Source organism: Segatella salivae DSM 15606, assembly GCF_000185845.1.
GTDB classification, from domain to species: Bacteria; Bacteroidota; Bacteroidia; order Bacteroidales; family Bacteroidaceae; genus Prevotella; species Prevotella salivae.
In genome coordinates, this window is the sequence record NZ_GL629647.1 from 2,272,778 (window position 1) to 2,290,668 (window position 17,891).

Annotated in this window: 13 protein-coding genes; 8 read left to right on the forward strand and 5 right to left on the reverse strand. The window is 42.9% G+C overall.

Translation table 11 applies throughout. The features are described 5' to 3' along the window. Nucleotides 1–44 precede the first annotated feature (44 nt). The 4 genes from HMPREF9420_RS09020 (at nucleotide 45) to HMPREF9420_RS14885 (ending at nucleotide 4,679) form a co-directional block, all read left to right on the forward strand. Entirely contained in the window at nucleotides 45–1,304 is a 1,260-nt protein-coding gene (locus HMPREF9420_RS09020) for an ABC transporter permease (protein ID WP_007135320.1), read from the forward strand. A 161-nt stretch (nucleotides 1,305–1,465) separates the two neighbouring features. Next, the gene (locus tag HMPREF9420_RS09025; RefSeq protein ID WP_007135322.1) at nucleotides 1,466–2,710 is read left to right on the forward strand and encodes an ABC transporter permease; all 1,245 of its coding nucleotides are present in this window, start codon (nucleotides 1,466–1,468) and stop codon (nucleotides 2,708–2,710) included. A gap of 352 nt (nucleotides 2,711–3,062) precedes the next feature. Next, on the forward strand, nucleotides 3,063–4,175 hold the full coding sequence (locus tag HMPREF9420_RS09030) for an efflux RND transporter periplasmic adaptor subunit (RefSeq protein ID WP_007135324.1): 1,113 nt from the start codon (nucleotides 3,063–3,065) through the stop codon (nucleotides 4,173–4,175). Nucleotides 4,176–4,550: 375 nt separating this feature from the next. Then, entirely contained in the window at nucleotides 4,551–4,679 is a 129-nt protein-coding gene (locus HMPREF9420_RS14885; protein WP_081457465.1) for a hypothetical protein, read from the forward strand. Between the two features lie 306 nt (nucleotides 4,680–4,985). Here HMPREF9420_RS14885 and HMPREF9420_RS09035 read toward each other — a convergent pair whose 3' ends face one another. From HMPREF9420_RS09035 to HMPREF9420_RS09055, 5 genes are all read right to left on the reverse strand, one after another. Next, entirely contained in the window at nucleotides 4,986–6,428 is a 1,443-nt protein-coding gene (locus tag HMPREF9420_RS09035; RefSeq protein WP_007135326.1) for a DUF6080 domain-containing protein, read from the reverse strand. Between the two features lie 138 nt (nucleotides 6,429–6,566). After that, nucleotides 6,567–7,040: a 2-C-methyl-D-erythritol 2,4-cyclodiphosphate synthase gene (ispF, locus tag HMPREF9420_RS09040; protein WP_007135327.1), complete on the reverse strand. Its 474-nt coding sequence runs from the start codon at nucleotides 7,038–7,040 to the stop codon at nucleotides 6,567–6,569. 49 nt (nucleotides 7,041–7,089) lie between these two features. Beyond that, nucleotides 7,090–8,262: a type IX secretion system outer membrane channel protein PorV gene (gene porV, locus HMPREF9420_RS09045; protein ID WP_007135328.1), complete on the reverse strand. Its 1,173-nt coding sequence runs from the start codon at nucleotides 8,260–8,262 to the stop codon at nucleotides 7,090–7,092. A gap of 46 nt (nucleotides 8,263–8,308) precedes the next feature. Next, a complete protein-coding gene (gene porU / locus HMPREF9420_RS09050; protein WP_007135329.1) occupies nucleotides 8,309–11,851 on the reverse strand; it encodes a type IX secretion system sortase PorU in 3,543 nt (1,180 codons plus the stop codon). A gap of 38 nt (nucleotides 11,852–11,889) precedes the next feature. Next, nucleotides 11,890–12,507, reverse strand: a complete 618-nt coding sequence (locus HMPREF9420_RS09055; RefSeq protein ID WP_007135330.1) for a fumarylacetoacetate hydrolase family protein — start codon at nucleotides 12,505–12,507, stop codon at nucleotides 11,890–11,892. A 621-nt stretch (nucleotides 12,508–13,128) separates the two neighbouring features. Between HMPREF9420_RS09055 and HMPREF9420_RS09060 the strand changes: the two genes are divergently transcribed. The 4 genes from HMPREF9420_RS09060 to HMPREF9420_RS09075 form a co-directional block, all read left to right on the forward strand. Next, a complete protein-coding gene (locus HMPREF9420_RS09060) occupies nucleotides 13,129–14,595 on the forward strand; it encodes a DUF6377 domain-containing protein (RefSeq protein WP_248628101.1) in 1,467 nt (488 codons plus the stop codon). Between the two features lie 500 nt (nucleotides 14,596–15,095). Beyond that, the gene (locus HMPREF9420_RS09065) at nucleotides 15,096–15,599 is read left to right on the forward strand and encodes a DUF5004 domain-containing protein (RefSeq protein ID WP_007135333.1); all 504 of its coding nucleotides are present in this window, start codon (nucleotides 15,096–15,098) and stop codon (nucleotides 15,597–15,599) included. 61 nt (nucleotides 15,600–15,660) lie between these two features. Further along, nucleotides 15,661–16,890: a hypothetical protein gene (locus tag HMPREF9420_RS09070; RefSeq protein ID WP_044079200.1), complete on the forward strand. Its 1,230-nt coding sequence runs from the start codon at nucleotides 15,661–15,663 to the stop codon at nucleotides 16,888–16,890. Nucleotides 16,891–16,939: 49 nt separating this feature from the next. Then, nucleotides 16,940–17,891 (forward strand): TonB-dependent receptor plug domain-containing protein (locus tag HMPREF9420_RS09075; RefSeq protein ID WP_007135335.1); only part of this gene is annotated, 952 nt, incomplete at its 3' end.

Here is a 17,891-nt window from a genome sequence, read left to right on the forward strand (position 1 = left end):
AACAGACAGAACATAAGCAATAATATAAAACAAAGCATGAACGAATGAGAGATATTTTATCCGAAATATTGTCTACAGCGAGGCGCAATAAACTGCGTACTGGGCTCACGGGCTTTGCCGTTGCGTGGGGCATTTTCATGCTGATTGTTCTCCTTGGTGCAGGAAACGGCATCATCAATGCCAACCAACAGAACACTGATCACTTTATGACCAACTCGATGGTAGTGTTTGGTGGTGAGACAACGAAAGAGTATCAAGGACTCAAAGAGGGGCGTGAGATTACGCTAAATGATAAAGACAGTGCCATCACGGGGGCGTTGTTTAGTCGTCATGTCGATGAGATTGGAGGGCAAGTTACGCAACAAGCGGTCACAATTTCATTGAAAGAGAACTATCTGACCACGTCACTTTCGGGCGTGTTTCCTAACGAAATGCAAATCAATAAGATTGAAATGATGTATGGAAGATTCGTGAATCAGATAGACAATCAGCAGTCGCGTAAGGTCTTAGTCATTAGTGATGAGCAGGCGCGTCAACTCACTTCACAAGATATTCAGCAGCTCATTGGACAACATGTCAACGTGGGTTCGTTCAGCTTTAGCGTCGTTGGAATCTATAAAAAGGATGACACGGGGCGCAATGATGTGGCATATTCGGCCTTCAATACGCTTAGAACAATATATAACAAAGGGGATAAGACCGATGAATTGCATTTTACTTTTCATGGTTTGAAAACCGAAAAAGACAACGAAGACTTTGAAAAGGCCTATCGTGCAAGCCTGAATTTGAATCATAAAGCGGCTCCGGATGACGAACATTCTGTATGGTTTTGGAACAGGTTTACACAGGATATGCAGATGAATACGGCTATGGACATTATACGAACTGCCCTTTGGATAGTCGGCATCTTTACGTTGTTGAGTGGCATAGTGGGTGTTTCCAACATCATGCTCATTACAGTTAAGGAGCGAACTCATGAGTTTGGAATCCGCAAAGCCATAGGAGCTAAGCCGTGGTCTATATTGAAACTTATCATAGTTGAGAGTGTAATCATCACGACTTTCTTTGGATATGTGGGGATGGTTCTTGGCATAATAGCCAATGAGTACATGGATATGACGTTGGGACATACGCAGGTTGACGCGGGAATCTTTAAGGCAAGGATGTTTATTAACCCTACCGTTGGGTTGGATGTATGCATAGAAGCCACACTCGTTATGGTCATTGCAGGAACTCTTGCAGGGCTGATTCCAGCACGAAAAGCAGCTACAATCAAGCCTATTGAGGCGTTAAGGGCAGAATAAATGAGCCATTTCCTGCCCTAACAAAGGTGGAATTGTCAGATGAAGCATGGCTTTATAAGACATTGTTTGTAGCAAATGAGAATATGAATATAAATTAATAATGAGCCAAATAAACTCAATATATCCCACTTTTTGAGGGATAGAGTGAGGCCTTTAGTAGGATGAGAATAGACATTGACACTTATAAGGAGATCTTAGATACCTTAACTCGCAACAAAAGTAGGTCGATATTGACTGGCTTTGGGGTGTTCTGGGGCGTGTTCATGCTTGTGGGATTGTTCGGTGGAGGCAAAGGACTTGAGGAGTTACTCTCTAAGAACTTCGAAGGCTTTGCAACCAATTCGGCTATTATTTTCGCTGAAAACACGACGAAACCTTATGCGGGTTATCGCAAAGGAAGACAATGGTCTATGGAGTATAAAGACGTAGATCGTTTGAAAGCTCAAGTGCCAGAGTTAGACGTAGTGTCTCCAATGGTTGTCTTAGGAGGTAATAATGCCGTGTTCAATGATAAGAAAACAAGTTGCTATGTGAAAGGAGTCTTGCCCGAATATGCCAGAGTTGAGACCCCAAAGTTACGTTATGGTCGCTTCTTAAATGACATGGATATGCAGCAACATCGTAAGGTTTGTGTCATCGGAAAGAATGTATATAAGTCGCTTTTCCCTGGAGGTGGCGACCCATGTGGACAGCTTTTGCGTGTCGATTCCATATATTATAGTGTGGTAGGGGTTGACTATGCAAGTGGTAATATGACTGTAGGCGGGAGCACAGATGAAAGTATTGTCATTCCCATTACGCTCATACAGCAAGCTTATAACCTTGGAAATACGGTGCATTTGATTTCAGTTACAGGAAAGCCGGGCGTCAAAATGAGCAGTCTTACGACACGAATCAGAGGCGTTATTGCCCGTAGTCACCGGGTCGATCCTACTGATGAGAAGGCTATTTCCATGTTTAATAGTGAGGCAATGTTTAGCATGGTAGACAACCTTTTCAGTGGAGTTAACTTCTTAATCTGGCTTGTTGGCATCGGAACTTTACTTGCAGGAGCTATCGGAGTGTCTAATATCATGATGGTAACGGTAAGAGAACGTACCACCGAAATAGGCATTCGACGTGCTATTGGAGCGACACCTCGCAACATATTAAGCCAGATAATAAGTGAGAGTATCCTACTAACGGCGGTGTCAGGGATGAGTGGTTTGCTCTTCGCTGTAGTCATTTTACAACTTGCCGAGCTTGCAAACACAACGGATGGAATCGTGAGTTCACACTTCCAAATAGGCTTTTGTACAGCCGTAGGTGCCGTAGTTCTGCTAAGCATTTTAGGCATATTAGCCGGTCTTGCGCCTGCAGCGAGGGCCATGTCTATAAAGCCTGTCGATGCAATGAGGGACGGATGATTAATTCATGATGCATGATTCATAATGCATAATTAAGCTTCCTGGCATATTGTTGATTGGAGAATGCTCGGTTTGAAATATTAGAAAATTTTATGTTTAACAAAATATTGAAGCATAAGTAGGCAGAAAATGAAGACAAAAGAAGATAATATAATCGTCTCAAAGAGTATGATTGGAACGATTACGTGACTCTGATTATATCACAAAAGCACAAGCAGAAAGTATGCTTTCCGATTGTATTGCGTTGATAAAACTATTGACTTCCATTGTAAAGACTACCTTTGAATGTGATAAAAAGGTAAGAAGTGAGAGTTAATTATGGATTATGAATTAAGAATTATGCATTATAGAAATGAAAAAGTACATTAAGTTTATTATTGCAGCCCTTATTGCTTTGGTCTTCATTGGAACCTTTGTGTTCCTTTGGATGAAGTCGCGTCCTCAGTCAGTTGCCTATGAAGAGTTTACTCCTACAATCATGGATCTAAAGAAAACGACTGTAGTGACGGGCAAGATTGAGCCAAGAAACGAGGTAAGTGTTAAGCCACAGATCAGTGGAATCATTACAGAGATACTCAAAGAAGCAGGACAAAGCGTGCAAGCGGGTGAGATAATAGCCAAGATTAAGGTTATACCCGACATGCAACAACTTAGTTCTTCGGAGTCAAGAGTACGCTTAGCAAACGTCAATCTCAAGCAAGCAATGATTGATTATCAGCGAGAAAAGGTCTTGTTTGATAAGGGATTGGTCAGTGCAGACGAGTATGATAAGGTGAGACAAACCATGCGTCAGGCCAAAGAAGAGGTGCGTTCAGCCAACGATAACCTTGAAGTGGTGCGCGATGGAGTGTCGAAGAGCAATGCAAACACAAGTTCAACGTTGATTCGTTCAACCGTAAGCGGCTTGATTTTAGATATCCCTGTGAAGGTCGGTAACACCGTAATCCTGAGTAATACGTTTAATGATGGTACGACAATTGCCACAGTTGCCAACATGAACGATTTGATTTTCCGAGGTAATATCGATGAAACCGAGGTGGGAAGTCTCGTCACTGGGATGGCTATGAAGATAACAATCGGCGCGTTACAAAACGAGAAACTGCAGGCGAAATTAGAGTATATATCTCCTAAAGCCGTGGAAAACAATGGCGCAAATCAGTTTGAACTCAAGGCCGCTATCACGGGATTAGGTCGCACTCAGCTTCGTTCGGGCTATAGTGCCAACGCAGAAATCGTGCTCGCTCAAGCCAATCATGTACTTACTGTGCCTGAAAGTGCAATCGAGTTTGAGGGCAACAACACCTATGTTTATGTCATAAAAGGCAGTGGAGAGCAACAAACCTTCGAGCGTCGGCGCGTGGTTACGGGGATGAGTGACGGCATTCATATTGAAATTAAACAGGGGTTGACGATGAAAGATAAGGTGCGTGGACCGAAGAAAATAGGGGAGGAAGAGGCTAATTAACGGGGAAAACCTCCCTCAACTTCCCTGAAAAGGGGCATGTTTAAGTAGATTTTATGTCGTGTTTCGGCTTTATTTCCGACACAAATATAGTCTAATCATTGTTGTGAATGGTGCATTATAAATGATGCACCATTTCATTTTTTTAAAGAGCTAAGTCCTTGTTAGTCATAGAAATTAAAGAGACCATCAGCCGTTTTCAGCTACTTCCCGATGTGATTTGCATCATTTTACTGGGTGATTTGATGCATATTATCGCGTAATCTCCGTCATTTCATGCGACAATTTGCCTTACATTATTTCACCTTTAATTATCAACAACGTCACACTCACAATTGTTTCATCTCGCAACTGCGTTGGTATTGCGCTATTATACCAATGGATGAATTTCGCAATATAAATGTTCTCACCACGCAACTCGGTACGAGTTGCGTTTTTGATAGCCCGGGGTTGGCGAGGAACGAGCCTACCCCGGGTAAACGTTCGCAAGGAGATTCAACGCCATAGGTGTTGAGCTTTTTCTATGAAGGCATGGTTATAGCGAGGATATTTATGGCGGTTTGCGCTTAGAAAGCGCAACACCGATGGCGTTGCAATGTTCATATCATAGCGTGGTTTACGTCAATTTACACATGATTTAATGGCGAATAGTATAGAGAATATACTACGTTTACAGCGTTGTGCTATATAATCCTCAGTATAATTTGGTGAAATATGGTGTGGAAACATATAACACTCACGATATTGAGACATGCAAATCACATTATTCTTTATAGCAATAAAAATAATGAGAGGTGGGGAAGTGTTATTATTTTAGCCCCATAAATAGTTAGAATATAGCACAAAATTCCACGCGAAAAGGAACAGACAGAGGGCAAATGTGATTGCACGCAGTGTGTAGAGGGCTGCTCTTCGACGTTGAAATGCGCTGAAACCATAGGCCATGATGACGGGAACAGGACTGAGCCAATGCGCTCCCATGATGTAGACTTCATTCAAACCAAAGCCGAGAACGACATGAATGGCCATGTCGAAAGCCCAAAACGACAGGGCGAGCCACATCAAACGGGCACGCCGTCCAAACCATATTCCACCTATAAACAACAGCACAACCAACGCCTCAACGATGTAATTGAGGGCATATCTGTAATGAACAATGAGCGGACGGGCGCGTAATGTGTCCTGAAGTAGATGGTCTTGATGCAACTGAATGGTTTCACCGAAGAGATTTTCTATAATACTTGGCACGCGCGGTGTAGTGATATCAGTCCATTGACTGAACTCCCCTTTGGCCAAAGGCTTGCCAGTATGCATGTTCCATGGTTGCTTATGGTCGGCTATATACTTCTCTCTTGCCTTCTGTTTAATGAGTAGTTTGATGCCCTTTTCAATCGCAATAGAGTCTTTCAGCTGTGTAGTGTCGCGAAAAGCACGTGCAAGTTGGGCGTGCTCGCGTTCCACTTTAGCCGCTTTTGCCTGTTGTCTTACCACGAAATTAGGCCGTTCATAGTGGTTCCATTCCATGCGGGCAAAGCCCCAAATGACAGCCGATGGCAGGAGAATAGCCAGCAACAGATTGGCTGGACGCCAGAAACGACGACCATTTGTGAACCAGTTTGCAAGGAAAACCTTTATGCCATTGTTTAATGAAATGCCTGCCGTGAGGATGAAAAATACAATGGTTTGCCACTTTGTAAACGGCTGATTGCGCTTCATTTTCTTGCCTGCCACATAGAGAGTCAATAGTAACAGCAACATGGAAAGTGCAAAATGGTCGGGTACACTGATGGTGACCATGATATAACCAAAACTGAAGAATAAGGCCGAGAGCAGCAAGCTATCGAATCTTGGCAATGCTATGACTTCGCGAAGAATGCGATAAAGGAAGATGAAACTATAGAAACCACAGCACACAAGCAATGCCGCCATAACAAATTGGGTGCAGTTTAAGCCCGTGAGTAGCATCAAACCTTGATTGATTTGATTAGGAATGAACATGAAGAACGCCAGCAACGGATGGCGATAAATATTGTAAGCAGTGTCCCAACTCGATACAACCTCATAGCTTAGTGCATCGAAACCCGAGATGTGGAATGTGCGGACAAACACTTCATGATAGTTGGTTGCAAGCTCAGAAAACTTATTAAAGTATTTATGAATCACCAAACCATTGAGCAACAATGTATAAACGAGCATGACAAGTGCTGGCCATCGCTCTTCGGTTTTAATCTTAAAGATTCCAAAAATCCTTTTCATTTATTGAAGGTTTGTGTGTAATTGTGGAATAAAACTATGGTTCTGATGCAGGCAAATCATTGTCTTCTGCTCATTGGTGCAGTGGAATGGCATTACTATTTATTGGCGAATAAAGCAAGAAAACAGGCTAAGCAGCTCCTATTTTTCAATCAAACAGACGGCGTATGCAGACATTCCTTCTTCTCTTCCCGTAAATCCGAGCCGCTCAGTTGTCGTGGCTTTGATGGATATTTGGTCTTCATCTATGCCCATAACTGAGGCCATGCATGCTTTCATTGCAGGCACATGAGGATTGATTTTGGGGCGTTCGGCACAGATAGTTGCGTCAATATTGCCCACACGATAGCCCTTTTCGCCAATCAATTCCACGACACGTTTCAAGATAATCTTACTGTCCATGTCGAGTGTTTTGTCGCTGGTGTCGGGGAAATGAAAGCCAATATCCCGCATGTTTGCAGCCCCAAGGAGAGCATCACTGACTGCATGTAGCAGCACATCTGCGTCACTATGGCCCAACAATCCCATGGAATGGTCTATTTTTATGCCACCCAACCAAAGGTCACGGCCTTCAACTAACTTGTGGACATCAAAGCCCATACCTACTCGAATCATTATTTTTTTGTCAATGTTAAAGTGGAATTAAATCATGCTTACAAGCTTTCTACTTCTTGAAAAGGTCTTTTAAGCCATCCATATCAAAGGAAAGCGTGAAGCGAAGTGTCTGATCAAGGGGGTTACTTTTGGCTGTAGCGATAACGTAACCAGCATCAAGTGAGAATGCACTCATCTTGAAACCAGCTCCTACAGTGAAGTATTTTCGGTTGCCTTTTGTTTCACTTTCATGGTGATATCCAGCCCGAATAGCAAACTTATCGTTATAAACATACTCGCCACCAAGGCTCCAACTCACCTCTTGTAGCTCTTCTTTAAAGCCTCCGGGGGCATCACCGAAGCTCTTAAATATGCCTCCTATGCTCGAAATATCATAGTAGTCTTTCTGCAAACGCACATTATAGTCCTCGTCAGTTTCGTTCTCTTTTTGAATGGGGCGCGTTGGAACAAGCAACTTATTGGCATCAACAGCGATAGTGAAGCGGTTGAATTGGTCGACAGGAATCATCAAAGCAGCTCCCAAACGCATATTCGTTGGGATGAATTCACTATTGTCATCGCTCCCAAAGTTAATCTTACTACCAATATTTGAGATGTTTAAGCCGACACCAAGTTGGCATTCTCGTTGGCCAATATTAATGTAGTTTTGGTAATAAGCGGCTATATCTGCGGCGAAAGCACTACCTGGTGTGGTCTCAGAAGAATAGTCGTAAGTGAGATCTGAGTATATCCATCTCACACCAGCAGCAATAGAAAACTTCTCACTTAGCATCAAAGAGTAGGCTGCATCGAATGACATCTCATAAGGATTAATGGTCATGTCGTTGCTGCTTCCTACCGAACTGCTCAATGGAACCTCTCCCATGTTGAAGTAACGGAGTGAAGTTGACACCGCACTATAATCCCCAATACGATAATATCCGACAAGATTTGCCATGTACATATCATTGACTATTTGACGTAACCAGGGTGTATAACTGATGGAAACTCCTGCTCTACTAATCGTAAAAGGATACTTAGCAGGATTCCAGTACTGTGAGTTTACGTCGGGATCTGTAGCTACTCCTACATCACTTAAGCCTGCTGCACGTGCATCAGGGGCAATAGTTTGTGAGGTAACCGCTGTGTAAACGGGATTGAATATGTCTTTCTTGTCCACCTGGGCTGATGCAGAAAGTGATATCATCAGTATCGGTAGGAGAATAAAAGTCAGTTTCTTCATCTTGTCTTTTTCTGTTTTTTATCTGCTAAATTAACGCTTGTGATGCCTAATTATTGCTCACAATAACGAGTTTCTGTGCTTTACTTGCTTGCTTACTTCCGTCACTCGACACTTTCACACGATAGAGATAGACGCCTGTTTGCAGTCTTCCTCCGCCGTCAGTACATAGATTCCAGTCAACAGTATAGGCATTTGACATAGAAACGCCTTGCTCTTTATGACGCCAAAGCAATCGGCCTGCAGTATCAAAGACTTCAATTTCAACATCCATCTGACTGCCAACACGGTCATGATTGATGATAAACTGCGTGTCAGTCTGTGCTGGATTCTTTGTAACGGCTACGCTAAAGAGCGTTGGAGTCAGGTTCTTCACGACCTCAAAGTCAAGCCATGTGGTCGAAGAATTATTCAAAACATCCCACGCTTTGAATTGTAATCGGTGCTTACCTGGTGCAAGTTCGGGTATATTATAATAGGTTGTACCACTTGTATAGCTACCAAAGTCGTATTGAAAGTTGTCATTCAGCACATAGGTTTTATTCATATCATCGTCGATAATGAGTTCAAGATTGTGCCCAATACTACTTCCTGAGACGTTAATCCCATCCTTATCACGAAGTTGAGCGACGAAATAGGGCGTGCTGTTCACGCTTCCTCCATTCTCAAACGAGGGCGAATTAAGATAACAAAAGACTGAAGGACCAATGGAATCACTTGCTAATGACGAGGTGCCTCCCACCAAAAAGCGGTCACACGAGCCGTTAACTGCAAGCGAACGACTATCGTTTATGGCATAGATATTAATGAGTCCATTGCCTTGTGTATAGTTAATGTCGCGTGGAACAGCAAAAGAAAAGCAGAACTTTCCAGCCTTCACACTGTCTGATCCCACATAGATGGTCGACGGATGATCATAATATTGAAATGCCGTTTCAGCCTCTTGAGGGTCATTACGCCTACAAGTGATTTGCTCACGAGAGTCTCTTACCGTCATCGTTGCTATGCCATTGTAAGGTGTTTCCACGTTGACATGGCCCACAACTCGCACGATTTCACCAGCTTTTATGACGGGTAATTGTGCTCCATTTACAGCCATTCCATTGATTGAATCGATGGTAACCATGGGTTTAGGTTGGTTTAATCGCAATGCAGGATCACCGAGAAGAGCATACTGAAGCTTATTAGATGTGAGGTCTTGACCTGTAGTTATCATCTCCACTTGCGCCAAACGAGAGGCTTCTCCAAGTGTGTTTGCACGCCCATTTGTCGTTCCCATCACATACTTTAGATAGGCCATGTTCATCGGTTTGTTGTAATATGTGTAGACAGTACGCGTAGTTCCAAAGCAAGCTACAGCCCCTCCATGAGGATTAAGCAATGCCGTCTCACCGATAGTTGTGGCAATTCCATCGAAAGGCATTATGTCACAAGAGGCTGTTATCCATAGCGGCAGGTTGCGATTTGTAAAAGATGCAAAGTCCTTGAGCTTCAAAACTCCTTCATGAGAGATTTGAATTTCAGAACCATGTCCTATATAATCCATCACGAGTGCACCCTGATTTTGTTGTCGAATGATAGCTTTCCTCACGTCAGGATAGGTATTTCCCGTTGCAGAAGTCTCTCGTTTATACGCATCCCACATCACTTTCTTGACGACATATCCTGGGAGTTGTGACGCAATCTGCTCGGCGGCATCGTTCGCATCAACCATATATACATTGTCGTTTCCGTCATCTCCCATGAACATTAGCGTGTTTTGCCAAGCTCCAGCGTTAGTGTTCACGGCATAATTTATCGTTTTATCAACCATCACTTTGGCTTCTTCGGCGGTAGAAACGGGGATGCGTCCCACCGCAATATCAGGCAGGTCGTGTGTCAAAAGGTCTGCTCCCTCGCCGTCATCTAATAGTCCAAAGAAGTTATCATCAGTGTAACATTCGACTTCATTGAATGAGTTCTCACTCTCATAGCACAACAAATAATCATCTGGATTGAGTCCTTTCGTGGCGTCGGTCAATAGGCGATTGTCCCAAATGCCATCCCCAAAGAGCAATAAATAGCGTGGCATATCATTGGAAGATGACGCCCGATCATAGAGCATCTTCAGGTAACGGCGATATGCATTGACGTCAGGCGTACCACTTGAAAACTCATTATAGAGTTCATTTGCAGGCACAAGATTAACTCGAAGACCATCATTCTTCTCATGAAATTCTTTCAAACGCATTGCTTCTGCAGTGAGTTTTCCCGATGATGGCACAATGATTACCATGTCAGCTTGGTCATCTGCGTGTCTGTTTTGATTGCGAACAACACCTACAAGCTCTGGAATGGCAAACTTATTTGCTGCTAACCATGGTGCAGGAAGGGCGTTATCCCACGTTATTGAAACGTCATCCAACCGCACGGGACCACCCGAAACAACCTTTATTTTCAGTGTGTCAAGCTCATCAACTGACGCAAAAGGATAGGCTCCTCGGCGTGAGTTCCCCTTGTCATAATCGCCCAATCGTATGGTGAGTTGCCCCAAAAGACGACTTCCTATGTAGAGTTCCACCTCACTGTTTGACCCTGCGCTCACTCCAACACAAAGCTTTCCACCACCTGAAACTTGAGGTTTTGTGAGCTTCAATGCCTTTGTTTTTCCCACCATAATGGCCTCAGAATCAAACAAATTGCGTCCGCCTTGAAACCAAGCAAAGCCATCTCGCTCATAAAGGGAATGGTAATCATCGGGTGAAGGATAGAAAGTTTGCAAGAAGTTTGTTGTGTCAACAGGCGACGAAGTGGCTTCCGTCTGCGTGAGAAAGTAGTATCCATAGTCGGAATATGGATTGCGGGTGCGCCGTAAAGCGGCTTTATCTGTCCATGAAACAGGCCCTCGTGCATAGAAAAGATGTTTGCCATTCACTATTGTTTGAGGGCTTTCGTGGAGGTCATCTCCTTGTATGAGGTCGGCCTCCACAAGCTTTTCATTTTGCAAATTGCCTCCATAGCCATAGACATGCACCTTGTTTATATCCGTAAAACCTGCCTTCCGAATCAGTGATTCGCTGAGTTCGTAAACACCAGATGATGGTACACGTATCTTCACCCAACGGCCATTGGCCAATACCGACTGCCTTGTATAGCGCTCGGCAGGGCCAGAACGCGTCACCATCTGTCGTTGAAACATCTTGGCTTTCGCCACTGCTGAGGCTTCAATTTTCAGCATAAAACTGGCTAAAAACTGATATTTCCCATTGCGATTAACTAATGGAAAGAAGGTAACGAGCAATTCGGGATGGCGTCGATTCATGACAATCGTCTGCTGAATGACTGGCATTGCAGGCAAAGTCGACTGAGAAAGTTGTTGATATCGAAGGATATCACGTTGTGGCATGGCTGCAAATTCGGGGTAAACGATGCTGACACGATAGACAGAATCACGATAATCTCCCTGTAAAGGAAGGCGGTAGGTGAAACGAGGTAATACAGAATCAATCCTCACTTGTTCGTAAGTGAGGTTAAAGAAGCGTTGCGTGGCATGAAGATGTAAGCTCAACGACAACACAAGGCCTATGATAATGTATCTGAAAGAAAGTTTCATGAAGACCGATTCTCTCTTGTTTTATGATGTAATCAGCGTTATTTGCAATTAAATTCCAATACCTTTTGTTCTTCAATATAGCCTTCAAGATGGTCGTTAATCCTTACAGGTGCGCACCCCGTTGGACAGCCAGTGTAAAGCAAATCGCCTGTACGCAGTGTGAAATACTGGCTGATATACGAGATGATTTCATCGACTTTGAAGAGCATATCGCCTGAAAAGCCCTCTTGAACCGTAGTGCCGTTGATGTCAAGTCTAAAGCGAAGGCACTGAATGGGTTTCACTTTGTCTAACGGAACGAAGGTTCCGAGCGCGGCAGCACCATCAAATCCCTTGCTAAGCTCCCACGGAAGACCTTGCTCTTGCAATCGTTTTTGCAGGTCGCGCGCCGTGAAATCCACGCCAACTGTTACGGCATCATAGTATCGTGAGGCAAATCTTGTGGGGATAGTCTTCCCTAATTTGCAGATGCGTACAACGAGTTCGGTTTCATATTCAATGTTCCCAAGCGTGTCGGGAATAAAGAAAGGTTTACCATCTTTCAGCAAAGCGGTGTCACATTTGGTAAAAATGACAGGGGCTTCTGGTTTAGAAAACGAGCTCGACAGCGTTTTATTGTGTTGCAGATAGTTCGTGTCTACGGCGAAAATCTTCATTGAGGATATTGTTAAATAATGGAATACAAAGTTCGTTATAAATTCCCAAACGTGCAAGAAAAAGGCAAGTTATGTTGTGATTGCAAGGAAAAGGGAGGCTCATCTCTAAGTCTTTTTAGAGCGGAGAGAGTGAACTTGGAATGCCTTCTCATCCGTTTGGTGTGTACATTCATTTCTCCTTAAAAGCCAAGGGGATAGAACTTGTTTTTTGAAATGACGCAAATGACCGAGTAATCTCTATGGTTTTACCGCGTGATTTGCGTCATTTCATCGAGTAATTAGCGTCAAATCACGGCATGAAATAATAGATGTGGAGTTATGGTTTGGCATGAAACATGTCATGGGTGATATGAATTAACGTTATAAGTGAAGTTCTTTTTCATCATTTTTGTTTGTATTTTTGAAATAAAAATCCTATCTTTGCAGGTAAGAGTAACTTGAAAAAGTTAGTCAAAAGGATAGAACTAATTCTTACCAATGAAGAGAAATACACGTGTTTGGCTATTATTTTGTTTCCTATGGTCATTGAGTTTGTCGACCATGGGGGTTTCGGTGCGGAGGAGTTCAGTGGTAATTTTAGACGAATTGGATGTTGATTTGTCTCATAAATCGCAATATGAGATGAAAAAACAAAAGTCGATTGACTCGCTGAAACGTGCACTAACATGGAAACACTCGGCTTTCGTTCACTTCAATTTACTACGGAAACTCTATGCGCAATATGCCTCTTATCAATATGATTCGGCGTATGTCTATGCACAAAAGATGAACCATTTGGCGCATGAACTGCATGATATCAACGCACAAATTGAGGGACAATGTAACATCGTTTTTTGCCTTTTGTCGGCTGGTTTGTTTAATGAGGCCTCCGAAACACTTGATACTATTGACATCCATCGCGCCTCATTAGCCTCTCGAAAGCTTTATTTCACAACGGCATCTCGGTGTTATTTTGACATGGCCGACTTCACTCATGCCAATCCTTACATGGATCGCTACATTGAAAAAGGCTGTGTTTACACGGACTCTCTACTTCAATATCTGACTCGGGGCAGTCGGGATTGGCTCTATGCTGTGGGGATGAAGGAGATGAAACTAAGGCATTATGATCGTTGTAGCATGTATTTCAAGCAGCTATTGGCAAGGAAAGATGTCGATAATCACATGCGGGCGATTGTTAGTTCGAGTCTTGGTTGGATGAGTTTATATAAGAAACATGATGAGGAGGCTATTGGTTATTTGGCCCAAGCGGCTATCTGTGACAACCAATCGGTTACGCGTGAGACCACGGCCCTTTGCACATTGGCTCGACTACTCTATCAAAAGGGCGACATACAACGGGCAACTGAATATGTAAGACAATCGCTTGAGAATGCCAATTTCTATGGAGCCCGTCAGCGTGTGATAGAGGTTAGTGGTATTCTTCCTATCATAGAGCAAGACCGATATAGCGTGATGGAGGGACAACGCAATGCTTTGGCTATGGCCGCGGTTGTCGCTTTGCTCTTTGTTTTGGCCCTTCTTGTGTTCACTTGGTTTGTGCGTAAGCAGATGAAAAAGCTGAAACAAGCGCGTAATGTCATTGCAAACCGCAAGGCAGAACTTGAGGAAATGAATGGTCGTTTGCGTGAAGTGAACACGATAAAAGACGAATATATCGGGCAGTCCTTTTATGCAAATGCCGAATATATCAATCATGTTGAGAAGCTATATCGCACCATTGACCAAAAGATTGTAGCCCGACAATATCATGATTTGCGGTTATCGTTGAAAGAAAGTGAATTGATTGCCGAACGAAAATCTATGTTTTCGGACTTTGATAAGACTTTCTTGAACCTCTTCCCAAACTTTATTGAGCGGTATAACAGTCTGTTTGTCGAGGGCGAAACAAAGGCAAATGACAAGCAGAAGTCATTGACAACAGAGATGAGAATCTTTGCACTCATCCGCTTGGGAATAACAGATTCGGAGCGCATTGCTAAGTTTTTGAATTATAGTATCCATACAATCAACACCTATAAGACGCGAGTTAAGAACAAATCTTGGGTCGATAATGATCAGTTTGAGGCGCGAATCATGGAAATATAGAATGCTTTTTATAACGTAGAAAGAGTGGAGGTGTGTTGAAAAAACTCCTCAATTATTGTGTTATTGATGTCAGGAAGCAAGCCTGATATAGGGATTTAACAGATGGAAACAGCTGTTGTTGAAGGCTCGTTTGGAGGATATCGTTTAGCTTTTAGTAGGATATGATGCAAAGAAATCATAGAAATGATGTTTTCAAGGCACAGGAATAACAACGACAAATAGGTCTTAGAAAAAGGGAATTTGACTGCCATGATGATGCGAAAAGTTGGATTTTGGCCAATGTTTAGCCTTAAAAGAGCGTTATATTTGTTGAGAATCATCAATATAATGATAATACATTTCACGAAAACACGATGCGATAAGTTATTGATAATCAGTTAAATTAAAATTTGTTTCCATTTTTCTTGTTATATATTTTTTATGAAACTTCATGTTGTAATGATTTTATTCTAATTTTGTTCGCATAAGAAATAGAATACAATATTAATACCATTATTACTATGAGGACAAAGAACAACCTTTTGATTTCTCTGTTATTGATTGCAATATCAGTAATGGGACTCTGTTCGTGTAGCACAGTTGATGACGGAAGCTACGTTGATCCAATCCGACTTTACGAGAAGATTGGTGGTAAATGGGTATTGAATAGTGTGACGCAGACCGATGAAACAAATGCCAAGACCATGGTACTCACCAGTCTGCTCGACTTCGATACCTTTGTGATTCATTTGGACCAAGACAGCAAAGGAGAGCCAACCACCTTCTCAGTAGAGGGGAATGCGCCCGAGTTGTTACCTGTAAAAGGTACATGGACCATGGATAATCCGTTTGTAAAATCAGACGGAATGGCATCTAAACTCTTGTTAAAGAGTGAGTCGGGAGAACAACCTCTCACCATCACTACAGTTCCAGGTGCAAATAAAACGTTAGAGTTTAAACTCATACGACAAGTGAATGGCAAACCATTTGTTTCTTATACTTATAACCTTATGCAGGCAGAATAAGCGCCAAGTGTTTGCTTTGTGGTGGAGAAACAATATCTAAATAATGATAAAACAACACAACATGAAAGATTTTAAGTATTATATATTGACGTTGATAGGCCTATTATGTCCTCTCATGACAATGGCAGAGGAGACCGATTTGGGTGTACCCAAGGTGTGGACTGTGCCTGCAGTGTTCACTTGTGATGAGGAAGTGACCTTCTATTATGACATGACTGACGTGAAGTTTCCTGCTGGAGTAGACCTTTATTTGTGGGCATGGACGCCGACAGAACCTGATGCTGGCCACGGCGATAACTCTTCTTCGTTTGCTAAATTGGAATACTTGGGAAACAACATCTATTGTAAGAAGATGGTTCCGAAACAGTATTTCAATACTAATATCAGTGCTTTTGAGTCAGATGATTGGCCTGGTTTCTGGTCAAGATTAAAGACAAAAGACGGCAGTAAATGGAGTTCGGTGTTCCAAGCTCCTGATAGTCGCTCAGAGTTTAAGGAGTTTAAAGAAAGTGGAAAGGGTGTTCAGTTCTTCTCAGGAAAGAAGAGTTCGGGCTTCACGGATAAGTTCACACTCGATGAACCCTTGACCATTGTCTTTAATCCCGACGTATATAAATTAGGTGGAAGGACGCTAACAGAGATTTCAAACGATGCAAACTTCGTTCAGTTTGGAGTGCATTCAGGACTTAATGACTGGAATGTTTTGCAGTCACTTGACGTTTGGCGTCCTGCTTGTCTAAAGAAAACGAGAGTTAGAAAGCTTTCAAATGGCCTCTATGCATGGGATGTTGGTGTGCCATCTGAATATTATTCATATACCTTAGATGACGCAGGTAGTCGTGTGCCTACAGCCTTAGCAGACCCAGATAAGAAAGCCGCTTTCGAATTGGAGAACATGAATTATCTCGTCGTTACCGTCATTCGTGATGCTGCCGGAGCTAATCAGTGGGGGGCAAATAGTGGCGATCAGATGCAAAAAGCAGGTATGGCGGTGCCCTATCCTGACCCAGTTTTCTCGCTGTTTCCTTCTCGTGTAAGTGGCAAAGACATTCTAACTTTGACGCGAGAATATAACGAACGTACAGCCGGTGACCTTAAGTTTACGATTACAGCAGGCACAAAGACCATCACAGGAACAATGCTTGGAGTGCGTGATAAACGTCAGGCTACGGTCAATTTACAAAAAGAACTCAAAGGCATTGAAGCCACAACATTGCATATTATTGTTGCAAAGGCTAATGGACAGACTGTTGTCGACACGACAATTCCTCTGATTACGCCTGATAAATAAAATGATGTTGTTTATTTCTATCATTGAAATTATATTATTCTGAAACCTTATGAAATACATTCAGTCAAACAAAATATATGGTGTTTTCATGGCACTGATGCTGTTGCTTGTGTGTAATGTAGCACACGCACAGACCATAACGGCTACAGGAAGAGTAGTCGATGCAAATCAAGATCCACTGATTGGGGCCACAATAAAAGTTGTAGGAGGCGGTGGGGGAGCAATAACAGACTTTGAAGGAAAGTTTAGTTTGCCTTGCAAACAAGGAGCGACGCTCGACGTTTCGTATGTGGGTTATGTGTCACAACATGTAAAAGCTGGTACAGGACTACGCATTACATTGAATGAAGACGCTAAAACCCTGGATGAAACCGTTGTTGTTGGCGTCGGTTATGGTACGATGCGGAAGAGTGATCTCACAGGTTCTATAGCCACGGTTAATGCCAAAGACCTGCGTAAAGGAGTAATAACGAGCACGGAACAGATGCTTCAAGGCAAGGTGGCGGGACTCTCAGTTGTGCAGAGTAGTGGTGCAGTTGAGTCTGGATCCAGTCTCAGATTACGTGGTGGAACGTCGTTATCTGCCAGCAATGGTCCATTGATTGTAGTAGATGGAGTGCCTGGAGTTGACTTCAATTCTGTACAACCTTCTGAGATTGTTAGTATGGATGTATTGAAAGATGCGTCTGCTGCGGCAATCTATGGAAGCCGTGGTGCCAATGGTGTTATTATTGTAACAACCAACCGACAAGGTGGAGAACGTGAGCAGAATAGTTTGCAATATAATGGTTATGTGGGCTTCGCTTCGGTGGCAAAGAACATGGATGTGCTCTCAGCAAACCAGTGGAGAGGATATGTTCGCAGTCAGAATGTGGCGAGTGCATTAGACTATGGTGCTTCAACTGATTGGCAAAAGGAATTAGAACGCACAGCAATTTTGCATTCACATAATATTCTTTTCTCAAGTAGTAAGAAGGAACATGGCTACCGAGCATCGGCAA